Source organism: Prochlorococcus sp. G5PB11 (genome assembly GCF_059772425.1).
In genome coordinates, this window is the sequence record NZ_CM186287.1 from 1,631,402 (window position 1) to 1,647,930 (window position 16,529).

Sequence of the window (16,529 nt, forward strand, 5' to 3'; positions counted from 1 at the left end):
TTACTGGACTAAACAAGCTCCTGTAATTTCTTTTTTCAGTATTATCTTTTCGTCGGCTTAAATGATTTGGCGGCGAAGAGAAAATATTACTTTTTTGTAAACCTTGGTTTCCTTGGGTTTGCTACATTCGCCTATTTTTTTGACATTGCTTTTGCAAAAGATAATTTTCTTGAAAATTTAACTGTTGATACTTATAAAACCCCACCTGTAGAAAAGTTAAAAGAAGAGCAAAAAGAAAATATTTTCTTAACTCTCAAGATTTTCTCAGATAAGCAATATGATTACGATCAGGATATTTATTTAGCCCAGGGAAACGTTAAAGCACTAATAAATGGTTGGGTCTTAAGGTCTGACTCGCTAAGTTATAACAAAACTACTGGTATTGTAACTGCAAAGGGGAATATTAGATTTAGCAAAAGAAGGCAATATTTTAGAGGTAAGGAATTTCAATATAATCTATTAAAGCAAGAAGGAACTATTAAAAATGTATACGGGATATTAGATATTCAAAATGTGTTGAATGATTTAAAATTCGATACTAATTCAAATGAAATTACAAATGAAAATAGTTCTAATAAGATAGTCAAAAATACTTATAATGATGGAATAGAATTTGTTTTTGGCAATATTAAACTACCAAAAAATAAAATTACTTTATCAGATAAATCAAAAGGGTCTATTAATAATTGGAGATTTAAATCTGATTTAATAACTATTAATCATAGTGGCTGGAAATCTAACAGAATAGATTTTACGAATGATCCATTAGATCCTCATCAAATTGCCTTTGTTGGAATAGATGTATTAGCAGAAGAAGACAATGAAGGTGAATTACTAATTACAACCTCTAAAACAAACTTAATTCTTGAAAATAGAACGAAAATTTCTATTGGTAAAAGAATATTTAGAGGGACGAAAAAAAAGAGAAAATTTAGTTTAATAATCGATGGCAAAGATCGTGATGGATTAGTCTTAATAAGAAGAAGTGATAAAACAAAGTTGACTAATAATTTAGAACTTGAGTTTCAGCCTCAGTTTCTAATTAGTAGAGCTCTTTTAGATAAAACTCATAGTTACGATAGTGATAAAAATCAAGAAGGTAAAGTTGTAAATCTTTCGGATATGTTTGGTTTAAATATAAAAGTAAATGCAAGCTATAAGGATTGGGATTTTTATAGTGTAAATGATCTGAGCACACTAAATACAAAAAGGATTACTAGTGGGCTAAGACATTCATCCTCTTTAAAAAAGTATTTTAAATTGCCAATTCTAGATGAATCGAGTTTTAATGTTTTTACTACTTATAGGTCTAGAGCATGGAATGGAACAATAGGAGAGACTGAGATTAAATCAGCATATGGAGGCTTTTTTGATAAGACTTATTCTTTTGAAGCTGCTAAAGGGAAACAAAATTTAAATATTCGATTTGGAACTGCTAAATACGAAGCAGAAGAACTGAAAAATACCAAATTTACTAGTCTCTGGCGAACTAGCTTGTTTGCTTCTTTAGATAGTGAATATCAAATATGGAGGAGTAATAGAAAGAAAATTGATCAAAATAGAAAGATGCTTTTATCTCCTGTTTTAGTTAATCCTGAATTAGTTTTGAGAACTAATATTGATACAGCTTATTTTAAATATGAAGATGTTAGCGATCAGAGTTTTTTTAAGCTTAGTGCTGGTCCTGAAATTAGATTAGGTAAATTAGAGCGAAATTTTCTTGATTATACAAAACTATTTGTTATGCCAGGTATCAAACTTAAATCTGGGAATAGTCCATTTAAGTTTGATAATGCGATTGACTTGAAAACATTAAATATAGGTTTTATGCAACAAATATATGGACCTATAATTTTTGATATTAGTTCTAATTTAAATATTGATAATGGTTCAGAGAATTATGGTGAATATTATGATACAAAGTTAGGAATTTTATGTCATAGAAGGGCTTATGAATTTGGAATTTACTATCATCCTAATAATGAGGCAGGAGGGATATATTTTCGTCTAAATGGATTTAAATTTAGTAATTCTGTAAAAGAATTTTTTTAGATGTATTAGTTGAAATCATTTAGATAAGGAAGATTTTTTACTATATTCTTGATTCTTTCATTTTCTTCTAGAAGTTGTGAAGTTGCATCCCATTTACCTGTATAAAACATATTGTAAGCTCCTTCTTCAATTTTGAGTTTAAAACTTTCTTTTTGATTGGAAATTGAAAGATCCTTAAGATTAAAATTCCAAATTTGTGTAGTGTTTTCATTCACAAGTTTTTGTAATTTAGTTATTTCTTCTTTGGAAGCTGTTAGACAAGGAATACCAAGTGCCAAGCAATTTCCAAAGAAAATTTCGGCAAAGCTTTCACCCACAATTAATCTTATCCCCCATCTCATAAGAGCCTGTGGAGCATGCTCTCGACTTGACCCACAGCCAAAATTATCATTAACGATAAGAATGCTTGCACCTTTATTTTGATCGAGATCAAAAGGATGATTACCTTTGAGCTCTTCTCTGTCATCTGCAAAAACTTGTTCTCCCAATGCTGAGAAACTCACACATTTGAGAAATCTTGCAGGAATAATTCTATCAGTGTCAATATCGTCTCCCTGAACTGTAAAGCTGCGTCCACTGATGGATTTGATTTCACCTTTTGGGAAGTCCATTTTCATAGTTGGATCAATTTGTAGTTTTAATCTTGGAGAAAATCTCTCACATCAGTAACTTTTCCGTTTATTGCAGCCGCCGCAACCATGGCTGGACTCATCAATAATGTTCTGCCATTGGCAGATCCTTGTCTGCCTTTGAAATTTCTATTGCTGGAGCTGGCGCTTATTTGCCTTCCCTCTAATTTGTCAGGATTCATTGCTAGGCACATTGAGCAACCTGGTTCTCGCCATTCAAAACCTGCCTTTAGAAATATTTTGTCAAGCCCTTTTTGTTTTGCCTCTTTGGCAACCTTCTGGGAACCTGGAACAACAAATGCTCTAATTCCAGTTGCGACTTTCTGATCTTTGACAACTTTAGATGCCTCTTGAAGGTCACTTAATCTACCGTTTGTACAGCTTCCAATAAAGCAAACATCAATTGATGTTCCTTCGATAGGTTTGTCTGGTTCTAAATCCATATATTTGCATGCATCTTTAGCTATTTGTTGCTCATTTTTTGGCAGTATTTCAGGATTTGGGATTTTTTCTTTGATTGAAATACCTTGACCAGGAGTTATGCCCCAAGTAACCGTGGGTTCTATCGATGATCCATCCAATTGAATTTCATCATCAAATCTAGCTTCTGAATCACTAACTAAACTTTTCCACCAACTAATGGCTTTATCCCATTCTTTACCTTTAGGGGAATATTCTCTCCCTTTAAGATATTTGAAAGTAGTTTCATCTGGATTGATATATCCACATCTTGCACCTCCTTCAATGGCCATATTGCAGATGGTCATTCTTCCTTCCATTGAGAGGTTTTCTATTGCAGGGCCAGCAAATTCATAGGCAAATCCGACACCTCCTTTGACACCAAGTAAACGAATGATATGAAGGATCAGATCTTTGGCATAGACTCCTTTTTGCAGTGAACCATCTACCCATATTCTTCTTACTTTTAATTTTTTCATCGCCAAGCTTTGACTTGCTAAGACATCTCGAACTTGACTGGTACCAATGCCGAATGCAATTGCTCCAAATGCTCCATGAGTTGAGGTATGAGAATCTCCGCAAGCCACCGTCATCCCAGGTTGGGTCAATCCCAACTCTGGTGCCATAACATGTACTACTCCTTGCGAATTGCTTCCAATTCCATGAAACTTTATTCCATTAGATTTGCAGTTTTTTTCTAAAGTAGTCAGCATCTCCTCTGCAAGTGGATCGCTAAAAGGACGCTGCTGATTTGATGTTGGAACGATATGGTCAACTGTTGCAACTGTTAAATTAGGGAATTTGACTTCAAGTTTTTTTTCATTAAGAGCGGCAAAAGCTTGAGGACTTGTAACTTCGTGAATCAAATGAAGACCAACAAAAAGTTGCGTTGATCCACCAGGCAATTCTTTTACCTGATGAAAATCCCAAACTTTGTCGTAGAGGGTTCCAGAACTCAACTTCCAAATCCAATAATTAGGACTTAATCTTTAATGATTATAGATAAACGTAATCTATCAAGAGCATTTAAAACGCTTAATTTTTGAATATCTTCTCTTGTCTTATTAGATCCAAATCTTTCCTCCCATGTAATAAGGGTTTTTGGACCCTTAATACAAAAATTGACTAGACCAACAGGTTTTAATTCACTTCCTCCGGTCGGCCCAGCAATTCCACTAACAGAAACAGCCCAGTTGACTTTGAAAATTTTTTGGACGCCTCTCGCCATTGATTCGACAACTTCCTTTGAGACTGCGCCATGGGTATTAATTAGTTCCTCAGAAACACCTAAGATTCTTTGCTTAATTAAATTGTTGTACGCGATTATACCTCCTTGGAAAATTTTTGAAGAACCAGGAATTTTTGTAAGTTTAGAACCAATACCACCTCCAGTGCATGATTCTGCAACAGCAATAGTTTCTTTTCTATTGAGTAATAATTTAATTACTACTTCTTCAAGAGTTGTATTGTCTGTCCCAAAGCATTTTAATCCAGTTATTTGAGTTAATTCGTCTTCAATTGGTTTTATAGATCTATTATTTTCTTTAACATTAACTCCTTTAGCTGTGATTCTTACCTTTACCTCTCCTGTACTTGCATAAGTTGCGACAGTAGGGTTGCTTGCTTTAAGTAAATGTGGGATTTTATCTGCTATTAGGGATTCACTTATACCTGTAAAATGTAATACTTTGCTAGTAATAATTTCCTTTGAGAAATTTTTACTAATTAACCACTTTGAAGCCTCTTTAAACCACATTTCTTTTAATTCACTTGGGACCCCAGGAAAAGTTAGTATTGTAAAATTTTTTTTAGGACTCCATATTATACCTGGTGCTGTGCCTGAATAATTGTTTATAATTTTAGCCCCTTTGGGGACAAAAGATTGCTTCTTCTGACTTTCAGATAATTTTCTAGCCCTATTCTTAATTTTGTTTTTTAATTCAATTAAAATATCATTTCTTTGTTCCAGGGGCGTATTAAAAGTATCAGCAATTATTTTTGTAGTAATATCATCTGGTGTTGGTCCAAGACCACCAGTTGTAATTAGAATTTGAGATCTATTAGATGACTCTAGTATTGCTTCTTTTAATCTTTGAGGATTATCTCCAATTACGGTTTGTCTAAAATGTGGAATACCTAAAATTGCTAATTGCTCTGCGATCCATTGAGAATTAGTGTTAACAATGTTTCCTAAAAGAAGTTCACTTCCAATGCATAAAATCTCTGCTCCAAATGGATTATTTTTGTCTATATTAATTTCTTTAGATGTTTTCACGATATAAAGGAAATTTATTGCAAAGCTCAGATACTTTTTTGATTGATTTTCCCTTTATGTCTTCATCATGCGGGTTAAGCAGTCTATCGGCAATGATATTGCCAACATCCTCAAAGGCTTGTTCGTCAAAACCTCTAGTTGTAAGGGCTGCTGAACCTAGTCTTAGACCACTCGTAACAAACGGGGACTCGGGATCAAAAGGCACAGTATTTTTGTTCGCAGTTATTTTAATATCACTAACCAACTGATCAGCAATTTTACCTGTCATTCCGATGCTTCTAAGGTCAAGAAGAACTATATGATTATCAGTACCTTTGCTTACAACTGAAATACCTCTTTTTTGTAGTTGATTACAAAGAACTTGTGCATTTGAGATTACTCTTTGGCTGTAGATCTTGAATTCCGATTCAGAAGCTTCTTTGAATGCGACAGCCTTAGCTGCTATTACGTGTTCCAATGGACCTCCTTGAGTACCTGGAAATACTGCCTTATCAAGCTTTTTGCCCAGCTCTTCGTCTTTTGAGAGAATTAGTCCCCCCCTTGGGCCTCTAAGAGTTTTGTGAGTGGTTGTTGTAACTACATCACAATATGGGATTGGGTTTGGGTGCAGACCACTTGCAACTAAACCTGCAATGTGAGCAATATCAGCTAATAAATAAGCGTTTACCTCATTAGCTATTGATCTAAAAGCCTGAAAGTCAATTTTCCGTGGATAAGCAGAGAATCCACAGATGATTAGTTTAGGTTGATTTTCAATTGCTTTTTTTCTGATTGCATCCATATCAAGCATTTCGGTTCTTTGATCAACTTCGTAATGGCATGTCTTAAACCACTTACCACTGACATTGACAGGTGAACCATGTGTTAGGTGTCCTCCATGAGATAGGTCCATTCCCATGATTGTGTCACCAGGCTTTAGAAGGCTTAAGAAAACTGCAAAGTTTGCTTGTGCTCCGCTATGTGGTTGGACATTTGCCCAATTGGCACCGAAAAGATTTTTTGCTCTTTCTATTGCTAATTTTTCAATTTCATCGATATGCTCACATCCTCCGTAATAACGTTTGCTGGGGAGCCCTTCAGCGTATTTATTTGTCAGGACTGATCCCTGGGCTTCCATTACAGCCTTTGAGGCGAAATTTTCGCTTGCAATAAGTTCTAAATGAGTTTCTTGTCTTGATAATTCATTGTTTATTAGTTTTGCAATACTTGGATCACATTCCAGCAAAGAAGATTTAATAGTCACTTTATTCTTTTATTTGTGTTGTGATGGTAAGCATATGTTTAGTCCAATGAGGGAAAACTTTCTCTTATTTTCTGTTTATATAAGGATTTACATATTTTTAAACGCGCCTGGAGAGATTCGAACTCCCGACCCTCTGATCCGTAGTCAGATGCTCTAATCCGCTGAGCTACAGGCGCACAAAAAAACAATATCAGATCAACTCCCAAAGAATAGAAAAATATGTTTGTATAATTGTCTTAAAATTCATTGAAATTCGATTGTGAAAGCTAAAAAGTTATTTTCTCATTAATTTTTTCAATTTGAGATAGCAACAAATTTCTATCTAAGGTCATTGATAATAGGAAAAACCTTATCTTTTTATGTCCACTTCTATCGATTCATCTCAAATTAATGAGCTTGCCGTCTCAGTAGCTGACAGATTGTTTATTCAAGTTGGAAGTTGGAACCTTTATTTAGGAGATGCTGGCCTTGCAAAGGACTTAGCTATAGAATGTCAGGCTTACTTTGACCAAGGTGCAAATGTTGCAGCTAGAAAAGGTCTTGAAGCGATTCAAGTGAAACTTGGCGGAGGCAAAACTATATTGCCATTATCAAGATTAATTCCACCAAATCAATTTTTTGACCTTGAAGAGATTTTAGAACCCTATTGCAGATAAGATTTGATCAATTGCTTCATTGCTCTTGTTAATAATTCAAGTGACTAATGCCAGAGATGTTGTAAGGCAGCGAATTGGTCGTTTAGGTGAGAGACTTATAGGTAAAGTTACTGATGCTGATGCACAGGTTGAGAAGGAATTAATTAAAGAGATGGAAATAGCTTTTCAAGAGTTTGGTATCGAAGCAAGAATTCTCTCAGTAAGTGGAGTGAAGACAGATGAAATGAACTGTTTGGAAATTCCTCTTAAAGTTAGATCAGAAAAAGATGTTTTTCTTAAAGACGAATAAATTTTTCTTTTAAAAATTTATTTAAATAATTTATGTGGTCAATCTTAAAAATAGTTGCTAGATAATTAAATATAGTCAGAGTTATTCCAGAAGAGACTAAAACTTTGAATAATAAAGATAAAAAGCCATAAGGTAAATCAATTATTTTAAAAATAAAAAATGAGCTAATTCCACAAATAAAACCTATTAAAATAATTTTAAGATTGTCGGAGAATATTCTAGATAAATTCAAATTGTCTAATTTTTCATTTAATTTTAATAGTAAAAGTATACAAGCGAAAAAATTGACAAATGTAGTTGAGAAGACTAATCCATTTACACCTAGATTCAGAGGTGACAGTTCACCCCAAGGAGTTGATCCTCCTACTAAAAGCCAGTCGAAAAATAAATTTAAAAATATTGCTATGGTTGAAATTCTGAAAGGTGTTTTAGCATCTTCAATGCCATAAAAAACTCTAACTAATAGATCTCTAGAAAGATAAAAAGGCATTCCAATACCATATGCAATTAATAGTTGACTTACAATATCGATTGCATTTTGATTAAATGAACCTCTTCCATATACTAATATAACAATTGGAGTAGAAAGTGAAATAAATATAGATCCTAAAAATATCATAGAGCCCATAGAAAGCGTCAATCCTTGATGAATCTTTTCTATTAATTTTATATGGTTTCCTTTTGTCTTTAAACTTACAAAAACAGGCAATAATGGAATTAAAATAGTACTTGATAGTATTCCAAGAGGAGCTTGTACTAGAAAGTTTGCATAACTTAGTGCGGCCGCTGCACCTACTATTTTTGATGCGAAGAACAAATCAGTAAATACATTAATTTGAATCATTCCTGAAGAAAGTGATGCAGGAGCAATCATTCTCCATCCTCTTTTTATTTCTGAATATTTTGATTTGATTGAAAAACTTATTGCAAATATACCTTTTTTAATTAAGAAGGGTATTTGAATTAAATATTGTGTTAGAGCTCCTATTAATGTTGCCTTGGCGAGAATAATTCCACCTGTTATATTTAATTGATGTAATTGAGATATATCGGTTGTTTTTTCTTTGCTTATCCAAAAGATTGATATCGAAACTATGATTATTAGACTTGAAATTAATGGAGCTATAGAGGGGATTAAAAATTCTTTTTTGGCATTTAATGATCCAAATCCTATGCCTATTAATCCAGATATGAAGATTATTGGAGACATTATTTTTAATTGTAAGGATGCTATTTCTTTTATTTCCTGGGTTAAATTTGGCCCAACTAGATTAATTAATATATCAGATGAAAAGAAAATAAATAAACTTGAAATTAATAATATTAGCGACAAAATATTATTAATTGAATTGATAAATAATTTGCTATCAACTTTGTTTTTCTCTGCTAATAGGCTAACCATTGAGTTATGTAATGGTCCGTTAACACCTCCTAAAAGAACTAAGAAAAAACCAGGGATAATGTAAGCATAACTATAGGCATCATATGCCGCACTGATTCCAAAAGCACCAGCAATAACTAATTGCCTTACCATACCTCCAAATTTGCTCAATAAAGTCCCTAGGCTGACGACGAAGGCAATTTCTTTTATTGATTTAGACATGTTAGATTTGAAAATAAGAAGCTGTTTTGTTTAAGATATTTGTAGTTCTTGTTTTATTTGGATGTTAATTAAGTGATAAAAACTGGAAAACCCATTATTGAGTTTCTGCCTCTTGTAGAGGGGGTATTAGTTAAGAGATATAAGAGATTTTTGGCCGATATTGAGTTGGATGGTGGAGAAGTTGTAACTGCCCATTGTGCAAATACAGGACCAATGAAAGGGGTTTTGTGGCCTGGTGGTCGAGTCAGGCTCAAGTATTCACCTTCACCTAAACGTAAATTAGATTGGTCTTGGGAGCAAGCTGAGGTGCCAAGCCATAATAAGGAGAGGAAATGCTGGGTTGGTATCAATACATCTTTGCCTAATAAATTAATTAGGAATTTGATTGAGGCCAATTGCTTAGAGAAGGAATTGGGAGGGATAGCCAGTATCAAGCCCGAAGTTAAATATGGTTTAGAAGGTAAAAGTCGAATCGATTTATTGCTTGAGCCAAAATCCAGCAGTTCAGATAATAGGAAAATTTACATAGAGGTTAAAAACACAACTTGGTGTGATAATTCATTGGCTTTATTTCCTGATACCGTAACTACAAGAGGCCAAAAACATCTTAGGGAGCTAATTGGTGTTTGTCCTGAATCGAGAGCAGTATTAATTCCTTGTATTAGTAGGTCAGATATGGATATTTTTGCACCTGCCGATTCCGCTGATCCACAATATGGTGATCTTTTTAGAGAGGCCTTGTCTAATGGGATAGAGGTGATTCCATGCTCGTTTGGTTTCTTTAATGATCACATCACATGGGAGGGGGTGAAGCCTTTTAGGAGGTTTCAATAGAACCTTCTAATTGCATTCATCTTATTGAGGGACCATAGCCTGACATTATATTTAATCTATGTTACCTAGACCGTTATTGAATTATTTTGCTTTTTATTTGAGAAGCAAAAGTTATTTAATGAACACAGGAAAATGTATTCATTAATACTCTTTTGAAAATTCAAAGTCTTTTTCTGTATCAACACGTACATCTTTAGTCTAGCTGTGCGTGCATATTTATAACTGTATAAATTTTGGATTAACTATCCATTTCTTTCTTCGCAGTAAGCATCATTTATGACCACTGCTTTGCAATCGCCAAAAAGGCGAACTAATTCTCGTCTTCAAGACGCAAGTCTTTTGAATGGGCCAATGCTTCTTTTAAGAAGCATACGAGGCTTAAGACGAAGTCAATCATTGACCTGGCTAGCTACTGTTCCTTTGGCCCTTCTTGGCTTAGGAGTGTTTACTTTCTCCGCTCGTGCAGAAGTGAGTCTAGGGGATTTAACTGGAGCTCAAGCCGCTTCTTTCCTAGCAGATAATCTTTGGCTATTTGTCGCCACTATCCTCGTTATTTTTATGAACGCAGGATTTGCAATGGTTGAAGCAGGTATGTGCCGTCAAAAAAATGCGGTGAACATTCTTGCTAAAAACTTATTTGTCTTTGCTTTAGCCGTAACCGCATATTGGGTTGTTGGATATTCCCTAATGTATGGCGGCTCAGTAGTTGACGGTTGGCTTTATTTTAATGGCCTTTTTGTTGACCCTGATCCTTCTGGGGCATTAGCTTGTGCAGCTGGCCTAGAGGAAGATTGTTCTCAACTTGTTCCAGCAGTTGATTTCCTTTTTCAAGCTGCTTTTGCAGGTACCGCTGCAACGATCGTTTCTGGACTCGTAGCTGAAAGAGTCAAGTTTGGTGAATTTGTTGTTTTCTCGCTAGTTTTGACTGCTTTTATTTATCCAATTGCTGGGAGCTGGCAGTGGAATGGTGGTTGGCTATCTGAGCTTGGTTTTATTGATTTCGCGGGTTCTTCTATTGTGCACTCTGTTGGAGGGTGGGCAGGACTTGTAGGAGCAATGCTTCTTGGACCTCGTATTGGTAAATTCGTCGATGGCAAAGCCCAAGCCATGCCTGGTCACAATATGGCTATAGCTACTTTGGGAGCACTAATCCTTTGGATTGGTTGGTATGGATTTAATCCAGGGTCTGAATTGGCTATGGATCAATATGTTGCTTATGTTGCAGTAACGACAACTTTGGCAGCTGCTGGTGGTGCAATTGCAGCGACTGTATTTTCTACAATTACTTCTGGTAAGCCTGATTTAACTATGATCATTAATGGCATTCTTGCTGGATTAGTTAGTATTACTGCTGGTTGTGGAAACATGACTTTTGCAGGGTCTTGGCTTGCTGGTGCAGTGGGCGGAATTATCGTCGTGATTTCAGTAGCTGCTTTAGATTCCGCAGGTATTGATGATCCAGTTGGTGCTTTCTCAGTTCACGGTGTTTGTGGTGTTTGGGGAACTGTTGTGATCGGCCTTTGGGGCGTTGATGGCATGGATCCAGGCGCTGCAGGAATTGGTCTTCTCAATGGAGGAGGAATTAACCAATTCTTAATTCAAGCACTAGGTGCAGCCGCTTATGGTATTTGGACTGTTGTTACCTGTTGGATTGCTTGGCAAATTATTGGTGGCTTCTTTGGGGGCATCAGAGTTAGCGAAGCAGAAGAGACTCAGGGCTTAGATATTGGAGAGCATGGAATGGAGGCCTATCCTGATTTTGCCTCTAGCTAGCTTCCTCATTTAGTTGTCTTACATTAAATCTAAAAAAGCCCGGAATATATCCGGGCTTTTTTAGTGTGGTTTAATAGTGATGAGATTCCTATCCATTTGTTGTTTATTATTTAATTGAAATGGATACTCAAGCCTTTAAGCAAACTCTTCATAAATCAGATCGATATAACCGAAGAGGATTTGGCTCTGCAAATAAGCGAGCTCAAGCACTCGCCGAAGCCTATCAAAGTGGATTGATTGGATCTATCAGAGAAAATGGAAATCTTCTAGAGCATGGAAGATTAAAAGTTAAACTTGCAGAAGCTTTTGGATTTTGTTGGGGAGTAGAAAGATCAGTTGCGATGGCTTACGAGACAAGGAAACATTATCCCAATGAACGAATATGGATAACTAATGAAATCATTCACAACCCTTCTGTGAATGATCATTTAAGGAAAATGAATGTTCTTTTCATAGCTGAAGAGAAAGGGGTTAAAGACTTTTCCGGAGTCAAGGATGGAGATGTTGTAATTCTTCCTGCATTTGGGGCAACGGTGCAAGATATGCAACTCTTACATGACCGAGGTTGTCATATCATTGATACGACTTGCCCATGGGTCTCAAAAGTTTGGCACACAGTTGAAAAGCATAAAAAACATACTTTTACATCAATTATTCATGGCAAATATAAACATGAAGAAACTCTAGCTACTAGCTCTTTTGCAGGGACTTATCTGGTGTTGTTCGACCTTGAAGAGGCAAAATATGTTGCTGATTATATTTTAGGTAAGGGTAATCGAAAAGATTTCTTAAACCGATTTTCCAAAGCTTCCTCAGCAGGCTTCGATCCTGATAAGGATTTGCAAAAAGTTGGAGTTGCTAATCAGACCACAATGTTAAAAAGCGAAACTGAGGAAATAGGAAGATTGTTTGAGAAAACAATGTTGAAAAGATTTGGCCCTGCACAATTGAATGAACATTTTCTAGCCATTAATACCATCTGTGATGCTACTGAGGAAAGACAAGGAGCAATGTTTTCTCTTGTTGATGAACCTCTAGACCTTATGGTTGTAATTGGAGGATTTAATTCTTCTAATACAACTCATCTTCAAGAAATCGCAATAAGTCGGGGAATTCGCTCTTTTCATATTGATACTCCAGAGCGAATTGGTGAAGAGACTAATACCATTACCCATATGCCACTAGAAGGGGGCGAATTGCTAACTGAGGCAACTTTTCTTCAACAAGGAAATATTAGTGTAGGCATTACATCGGGTGCTTCAACTCCTGACAGAGTGGTTGAAGATGTTATTCACAAGCTAATGAAATTAAGCGAAAATTTTTGATAAGAAAAAAACACAATTTTGACCCAATCTCTCGTAGGATAGTTAATAGTTTTTAGTGGAAAATGACTCAAGCGAACAAATCTAATCTTAAAGATCCTGATTCACAAAAGGTTGAAGTCGTTGTTCAGAGTCCCGAAGGGGAAGTAAATATTTTTGGAGAGCTATCAATATTAGTTCTAAGAGTTAGTTTTAGTTTGATGATGGTTCATCACGGTTTGGAAAAATTAAATGATCCAGGTGGATTCGCTGAATTTGTAGTTGGCAAATATTTCAGTTTTCTTCCTGGCGACCCTGTGATTTGGACTTACATGGCTGCAGTAACTCAAATAGTTTGTCCGATAGGCTTGGCAACTGGGGTGTTAGCAAGATTATCTTCATTGGGTCTTCTATCAACAATGGTATTTGCTTTGTATTTCCACTTTATAGATACTGGTTTAGAAGGATTTCCTTTTGCGGTAGTAGAGAATCACAATTACATATTCGAATTGTCTGCTATTTACGCGGCAATATCATTTTATTTCTTATGTGCTGGTCCTGGAAGATTATCACTTTTTAGGAAATCAAATAAAATAACTTATTATCCAAAAGGTACATAATTGAGTTAAATTAAAAGCCCACTATTAGGATATAAGTTAAAAAGTTCACTTTAAATAATATCAATGAAGAAAATGTCTTTTGCCGGTTATTACCATTTTTATACCTAATTCATTGCAAGCTTTAATTGAATCTTCGTCTCTAATGCTTCCCCCGGGTTGAATAATTGAACTAATTCCGTAATCAGCTGCCATTTTTACAGTATCATCGAATGGGAAAAAACCATCGCTAGCTAAAACAGCACCTTTTGATTTGCTTCCGGCAGCTTCTAAAGCAAGTTTTGCTGAGCCTATTCTATTCATTTGGCCAGCTCCAATCCCTAAGCTTTGTTTGTTATGTGCGACAGCTATAGCATTAGATCGTACATGTTTTACAATTTTCCATGCGAAGGATAAGTCATTTATTTCTTCTTGGTTTGGTACTAGCTTTGTAACATTTCTCCATTCTTTTTGATCTGTATTTGGTTCATCTAAATCCTGAATTAATAAGCCACCAAGTATGCTTCTAATATGGTATTTAGATGCTTTTTGAATAGATTCAGCTTTTAACTCTAAGAGCCTTAGGTTTTTCTTTTTTGATAGTATTTCTTTTGCATTGTCATCAAAATATGGAGCAACAATACATTCAATAAATATATTTTCGAGCTCTTTGGCCGCAGTTTTATCGACAGGACAATTGATAGCAATAATTCCACCAAAGGCACTAACCCTATCACCATCCAATGCTCTTTTGAGAGCTAAATATGGAGAATCTCCAATAGCGACTCCACAAGGATTTGTGTGCTTTATCACTACTGCTGCCTTTTGATATGAATCACTAGTAATAGTGTTTTCATATCCAAATTCACGAAGAGTAGATAATGCAGCCTCTAAGTCTAGAAGATTATTTGTACTTAATTCTTTGCCTTGTAATTGATTGGCGCCACTCCATCCTTTCTGAGGTTCTCCATACCATGAGGCTTTTTGATGTGGATTTTCTCCATACCTAAGTTCTTGTTTTAATGGTAGGCCTTGTAACCAAGAGGCTTTTTCGTAAGAGATATTTTTTGCAATCCATTTACTTATAGTTAGGTCATAAATGGCTGTATGCTCAAAAGCTTGTTGTGAATATTTTTTTCGTAATTCATTAGTTATGGCTTTTGATTTATATGCATCTATTAATCCCTGGTATTGATTTGGATTCGTTACTACAAGAACATCTTGGTGGTTTTTTGCTGCTGCTCGGACCAGTGTTGGGCCACCAATATCAATATTCTCAATAGCTTCATCCCATAAAACATTTTCTTTTGAAATAGTTTTCTCAAAAGGATACAAGTTAACAACCACCAAATCTATTGGATTTATGTTTTGTTTATGTAAATCATCCAAATGAGATTTTTTATCTCTTCTAGCCAATATTCCACCATGAATCTTTGGGTTTAGTGTTTTCACTCTTCCTCCCAGAATTTCTGGAAATCCTGTGTAATCTGCCACCCTTGTTACAGGAAGATTCTCACTCTCAAGTAACTTTGCAGTCCCGCCACTTGAAATAATTTTGAATCCCAATTCATTAACTAATGCTTTAGCTAGAGGAATTAAATCAGTTTTGTCTGAGACACTTAGCAGAGCTATGGGTGACATCTTTATTGTTTAGGATCGATTCTCATCGATAACCTACGCATCAAAGAGTGATATTGCATTCAAGATGACTGAAGTTCTCTCCTTAAATTCTGAATCCGCAACAAATAGACTCGTTTTACTGCATGGTTGGGGAGCAGATGCACATGATTTGTTGTCAGTCGGTAAATTGTTAACCGAAGGATTAAAAGATTGTTTTGAAATAGTTTCTTTCTCTGCCCCTCAGCCTCATCCAAGTGGATTAGGGATGCAATGGTATCCCTTATATCCCCATAAATGGGAGGAGGTTCCAAATGCAGTATTGGATCTTGAAAAGAGACTAAATAATCTTTGCTTTAAACAAATACCTTTAAACAAAACATTGTTATTGGGGTTTTCTCAGGGGGGAGCAATGGCGTTAGAGATTGCTACAAGAATTAAATTTCAGGCTGTTTTTGCTTTTAGCTCATATCCACATCCTGATTGGAAACCTTTAAAAGATATGCCACCTATTTTTCTTTACCATGGAAGTATTGATCAAGTAGTGCCTAAAGCAGCTTCTCAAAAAAGCTTTGATATTTTGTTAAAAAATGGAGCTAAATCAGAGTTGCATTTTTTTGATGGAGGTCATGAAATAAGCAATGATCTAATTGATCTTTGCCGAAGAACAATTAAAGAACAATTTTTAATCTAAACAAAAGCGTATTCGTACTCTTCAATCTCTTCCCAATCATCTGCTGTAAGTTCTAAACCAGCAAAAATTTTGTCCTCACCAAGAAATTCAACAATAACCCTTAGAGAAGGGAAAAGAAAGTGATTCTCTTCAGCATATTGAGCACTAAACAAACCTTTCTCTCCCCAGAAGAAGCGATCAGTAGTGTGTTCATTGCGACGCACATTTAATATGGCGGGTGCAAATAAGCCTTCTTCAGCTATAAAGCGTCTCGCTGCGGTTACAGGCTTATGTTGACCAGTTCCTAAATGATAAATAGGAACATGGGACATGACACGCTGGCCTGCGAGTCTGCGTCTGCTAATTCTTTTACGCTTCTTTGACATGAAAAAATAAGCTTTGTATGTGGGGGAGAAAGTTAGAGACTTTTTTATTCACTCTTGCTAAAACAAGAGTAATTTGAAAAAAGTTGAAACTGATATGGAAAGTTTTTCTCAAATTCACAAAAGTTGACTACAGAGGTTACCCA

At 35.4% G+C, this 16,529-nt stretch carries 15 protein-coding genes and 1 tRNA gene; 8 read left to right on the forward strand and 8 right to left on the reverse strand.

From position 1 onward, the window contains the following. Positions 1 to 66: 66 nt before the first annotated feature. The gene (locus tag AC6EI0_RS09440) at positions 67 to 2,052 is read left to right on the forward strand and encodes a DUF3769 domain-containing protein (RefSeq protein ID WP_498522285.1); all 1,986 of its coding nucleotides are present in this window, start codon (positions 67 to 69) and stop codon (positions 2,050 to 2,052) included. Between the two features lie 5 nt (positions 2,053 to 2,057). Here the strand turns inward: AC6EI0_RS09440 and AC6EI0_RS09445 are convergent, their stop codons facing one another. The 5 genes from AC6EI0_RS09445 to AC6EI0_RS09465 all read right to left on the reverse strand — a co-directional run bounded on the left by AC6EI0_RS09445 (position 2,058) and on the right by AC6EI0_RS09465 (position 6,834). Beyond that, complete coding sequence (locus AC6EI0_RS09445; protein ID WP_498522286.1) at positions 2,058 to 2,669, reverse strand: 3-isopropylmalate dehydratase small subunit; 612 nt, start codon at positions 2,667 to 2,669, stop codon at positions 2,058 to 2,060. Between the two features lie 20 nt (positions 2,670 to 2,689). Next, positions 2,690 to 4,099, reverse strand: coding sequence for a 3-isopropylmalate dehydratase large subunit (gene leuC / locus AC6EI0_RS09450; RefSeq protein ID WP_498522287.1), 1,410 nt, complete (start codon positions 4,097 to 4,099; stop codon positions 2,690 to 2,692). Positions 4,100 to 4,122: 23 nt separating this feature from the next. Then, positions 4,123 to 5,415, reverse strand: coding sequence for a competence/damage-inducible protein A (locus tag AC6EI0_RS09455; protein ID WP_498522288.1), 1,293 nt, complete (start codon positions 5,413 to 5,415; stop codon positions 4,123 to 4,125). After that, the gene (gene glyA / locus AC6EI0_RS09460; protein ID WP_498523534.1) at positions 5,402 to 6,637 is read right to left on the reverse strand and encodes a serine hydroxymethyltransferase; all 1,236 of its coding nucleotides are present in this window, start codon (positions 6,635 to 6,637) and stop codon (positions 5,402 to 5,404) included. The genes AC6EI0_RS09455 and glyA overlap by 14 nt, the downstream gene beginning before the upstream one ends. Positions 6,638 to 6,760: 123 nt before the next feature. Continuing rightward, positions 6,761 to 6,834, reverse strand: a tRNA-Arg gene (locus AC6EI0_RS09465). A gap of 183 nt (positions 6,835 to 7,017) precedes the next feature. Between AC6EI0_RS09465 and AC6EI0_RS09470 the strand changes: the two genes are divergently transcribed. Together AC6EI0_RS09470 and AC6EI0_RS09475 are read left to right on the forward strand one after the other, a co-directional pair. Beyond that, positions 7,018 to 7,314 (forward strand): DUF3181 family protein, encoded by a 297-nt coding sequence (locus AC6EI0_RS09470; protein WP_498522289.1) that lies wholly within the window; start codon positions 7,018 to 7,020, stop codon positions 7,312 to 7,314. A 40-nt stretch (positions 7,315 to 7,354) separates the two neighbouring features. After that, positions 7,355 to 7,603, forward strand: coding sequence for a cytochrome-c oxidase (locus AC6EI0_RS09475; RefSeq protein WP_498506677.1), 249 nt, complete (start codon positions 7,355 to 7,357; stop codon positions 7,601 to 7,603). Here the strand turns inward: AC6EI0_RS09475 and murJ are convergent. Next, a complete protein-coding gene (gene murJ / locus AC6EI0_RS09480) occupies positions 7,590 to 9,206 on the reverse strand; it encodes a murein biosynthesis integral membrane protein MurJ (RefSeq protein ID WP_498522290.1) in 1,617 nt (538 codons plus the stop codon). The genes AC6EI0_RS09475 and murJ overlap by 14 nt on opposite strands. A gap of 72 nt (positions 9,207 to 9,278) precedes the next feature. Between murJ and sfsA the strand changes: the two genes are divergently transcribed. The 4 genes from sfsA (at position 9,279) to AC6EI0_RS09500 (ending at position 13,734) form a co-directional block, all read left to right on the forward strand. Next, on the forward strand, positions 9,279 to 10,040 hold the full coding sequence (gene sfsA, locus AC6EI0_RS09485; RefSeq protein ID WP_498522292.1) for a DNA/RNA nuclease SfsA: 762 nt from the start codon (positions 9,279 to 9,281) through the stop codon (positions 10,038 to 10,040). 276 nt (positions 10,041 to 10,316) lie between these two features. Beyond that, on the forward strand, positions 10,317 to 11,813 hold the full coding sequence (locus AC6EI0_RS09490) for an ammonium transporter (RefSeq protein ID WP_498522293.1): 1,497 nt from the start codon (positions 10,317 to 10,319) through the stop codon (positions 11,811 to 11,813). A gap of 119 nt (positions 11,814 to 11,932) precedes the next feature. Beyond that, positions 11,933 to 13,138 (forward strand): 4-hydroxy-3-methylbut-2-enyl diphosphate reductase, encoded by a 1,206-nt coding sequence (locus AC6EI0_RS09495; protein WP_498522294.1) that lies wholly within the window; start codon positions 11,933 to 11,935, stop codon positions 13,136 to 13,138. A gap of 62 nt (positions 13,139 to 13,200) precedes the next feature. Beyond that, on the forward strand, positions 13,201 to 13,734 hold the full coding sequence (locus AC6EI0_RS09500; RefSeq protein ID WP_498506682.1) for a DoxX family protein: 534 nt from the start codon (positions 13,201 to 13,203) through the stop codon (positions 13,732 to 13,734). A 60-nt stretch (positions 13,735 to 13,794) separates the two neighbouring features. On the opposite strand, the gene purH is transcribed toward AC6EI0_RS09500, so the two are convergent. Beyond that, positions 13,795 to 15,351: a bifunctional phosphoribosylaminoimidazolecarboxamide formyltransferase/IMP cyclohydrolase gene (purH, locus tag AC6EI0_RS09505; protein ID WP_498522295.1), complete on the reverse strand. Its 1,557-nt coding sequence runs from the start codon at positions 15,349 to 15,351 to the stop codon at positions 13,795 to 13,797. 64 nt (positions 15,352 to 15,415) lie between these two features. Between purH and AC6EI0_RS09510 the strand changes: the two genes are divergently transcribed. Then, positions 15,416 to 16,021 carry an alpha/beta hydrolase gene (locus AC6EI0_RS09510; RefSeq protein ID WP_498522296.1) on the forward strand — a complete coding sequence of 202 codons (606 nt, stop codon included), beginning with the start codon at positions 15,416 to 15,418 and terminating at the stop codon, positions 16,019 to 16,021. Here the strand turns inward: AC6EI0_RS09510 and AC6EI0_RS09515 are convergent. After that, a complete protein-coding gene (locus AC6EI0_RS09515; protein ID WP_498462148.1) occupies positions 16,018 to 16,386 on the reverse strand; it encodes a DUF3155 domain-containing protein in 369 nt (122 codons plus the stop codon). The two genes, AC6EI0_RS09510 and AC6EI0_RS09515, sit on opposite strands and share 4 nt — an antisense overlap. Positions 16,387 to 16,529 lie beyond the last annotated feature (143 nt).

Coding starts and splice junctions, on each gene's coding strand:
- AC6EI0_RS09445 (WP_498522286.1), bottom strand. CDS start 2,669: ATGAAAATGGACTTCCCAAAAGGTGAAATCAAATCCATCAGTGGACGC.
- AC6EI0_RS09470 (WP_498522289.1), top strand. CDS start 7,018: ATGTCCACTTCTATCGATTCATCTCAAATTAATGAGCTTGCCGTCTCA.
- murJ (WP_498522290.1), bottom strand. CDS start 9,206: ATGTCTAAATCAATAAAAGAAATTGCCTTCGTCGTCAGCCTAGGGACT.
- AC6EI0_RS09490 (WP_498522293.1), top strand. CDS start 10,317: ATGACCACTGCTTTGCAATCGCCAAAAAGGCGAACTAATTCTCGTCTT.
- AC6EI0_RS09495 (WP_498522294.1), top strand. CDS start 11,933: ATGGATACTCAAGCCTTTAAGCAAACTCTTCATAAATCAGATCGATAT.
- AC6EI0_RS09500 (WP_498506682.1), top strand. CDS start 13,201: ATGACTCAAGCGAACAAATCTAATCTTAAAGATCCTGATTCACAAAAG.
- purH (WP_498522295.1), bottom strand. CDS start 15,351: ATGTCACCCATAGCTCTGCTAAGTGTCTCAGACAAAACTGATTTAATT.
- AC6EI0_RS09510 (WP_498522296.1), top strand. CDS start 15,416: ATGACTGAAGTTCTCTCCTTAAATTCTGAATCCGCAACAAATAGACTC.
- AC6EI0_RS09515 (WP_498462148.1), bottom strand. CDS start 16,386: ATGTCAAAGAAGCGTAAAAGAATTAGCAGACGCAGACTCGCAGGCCAG.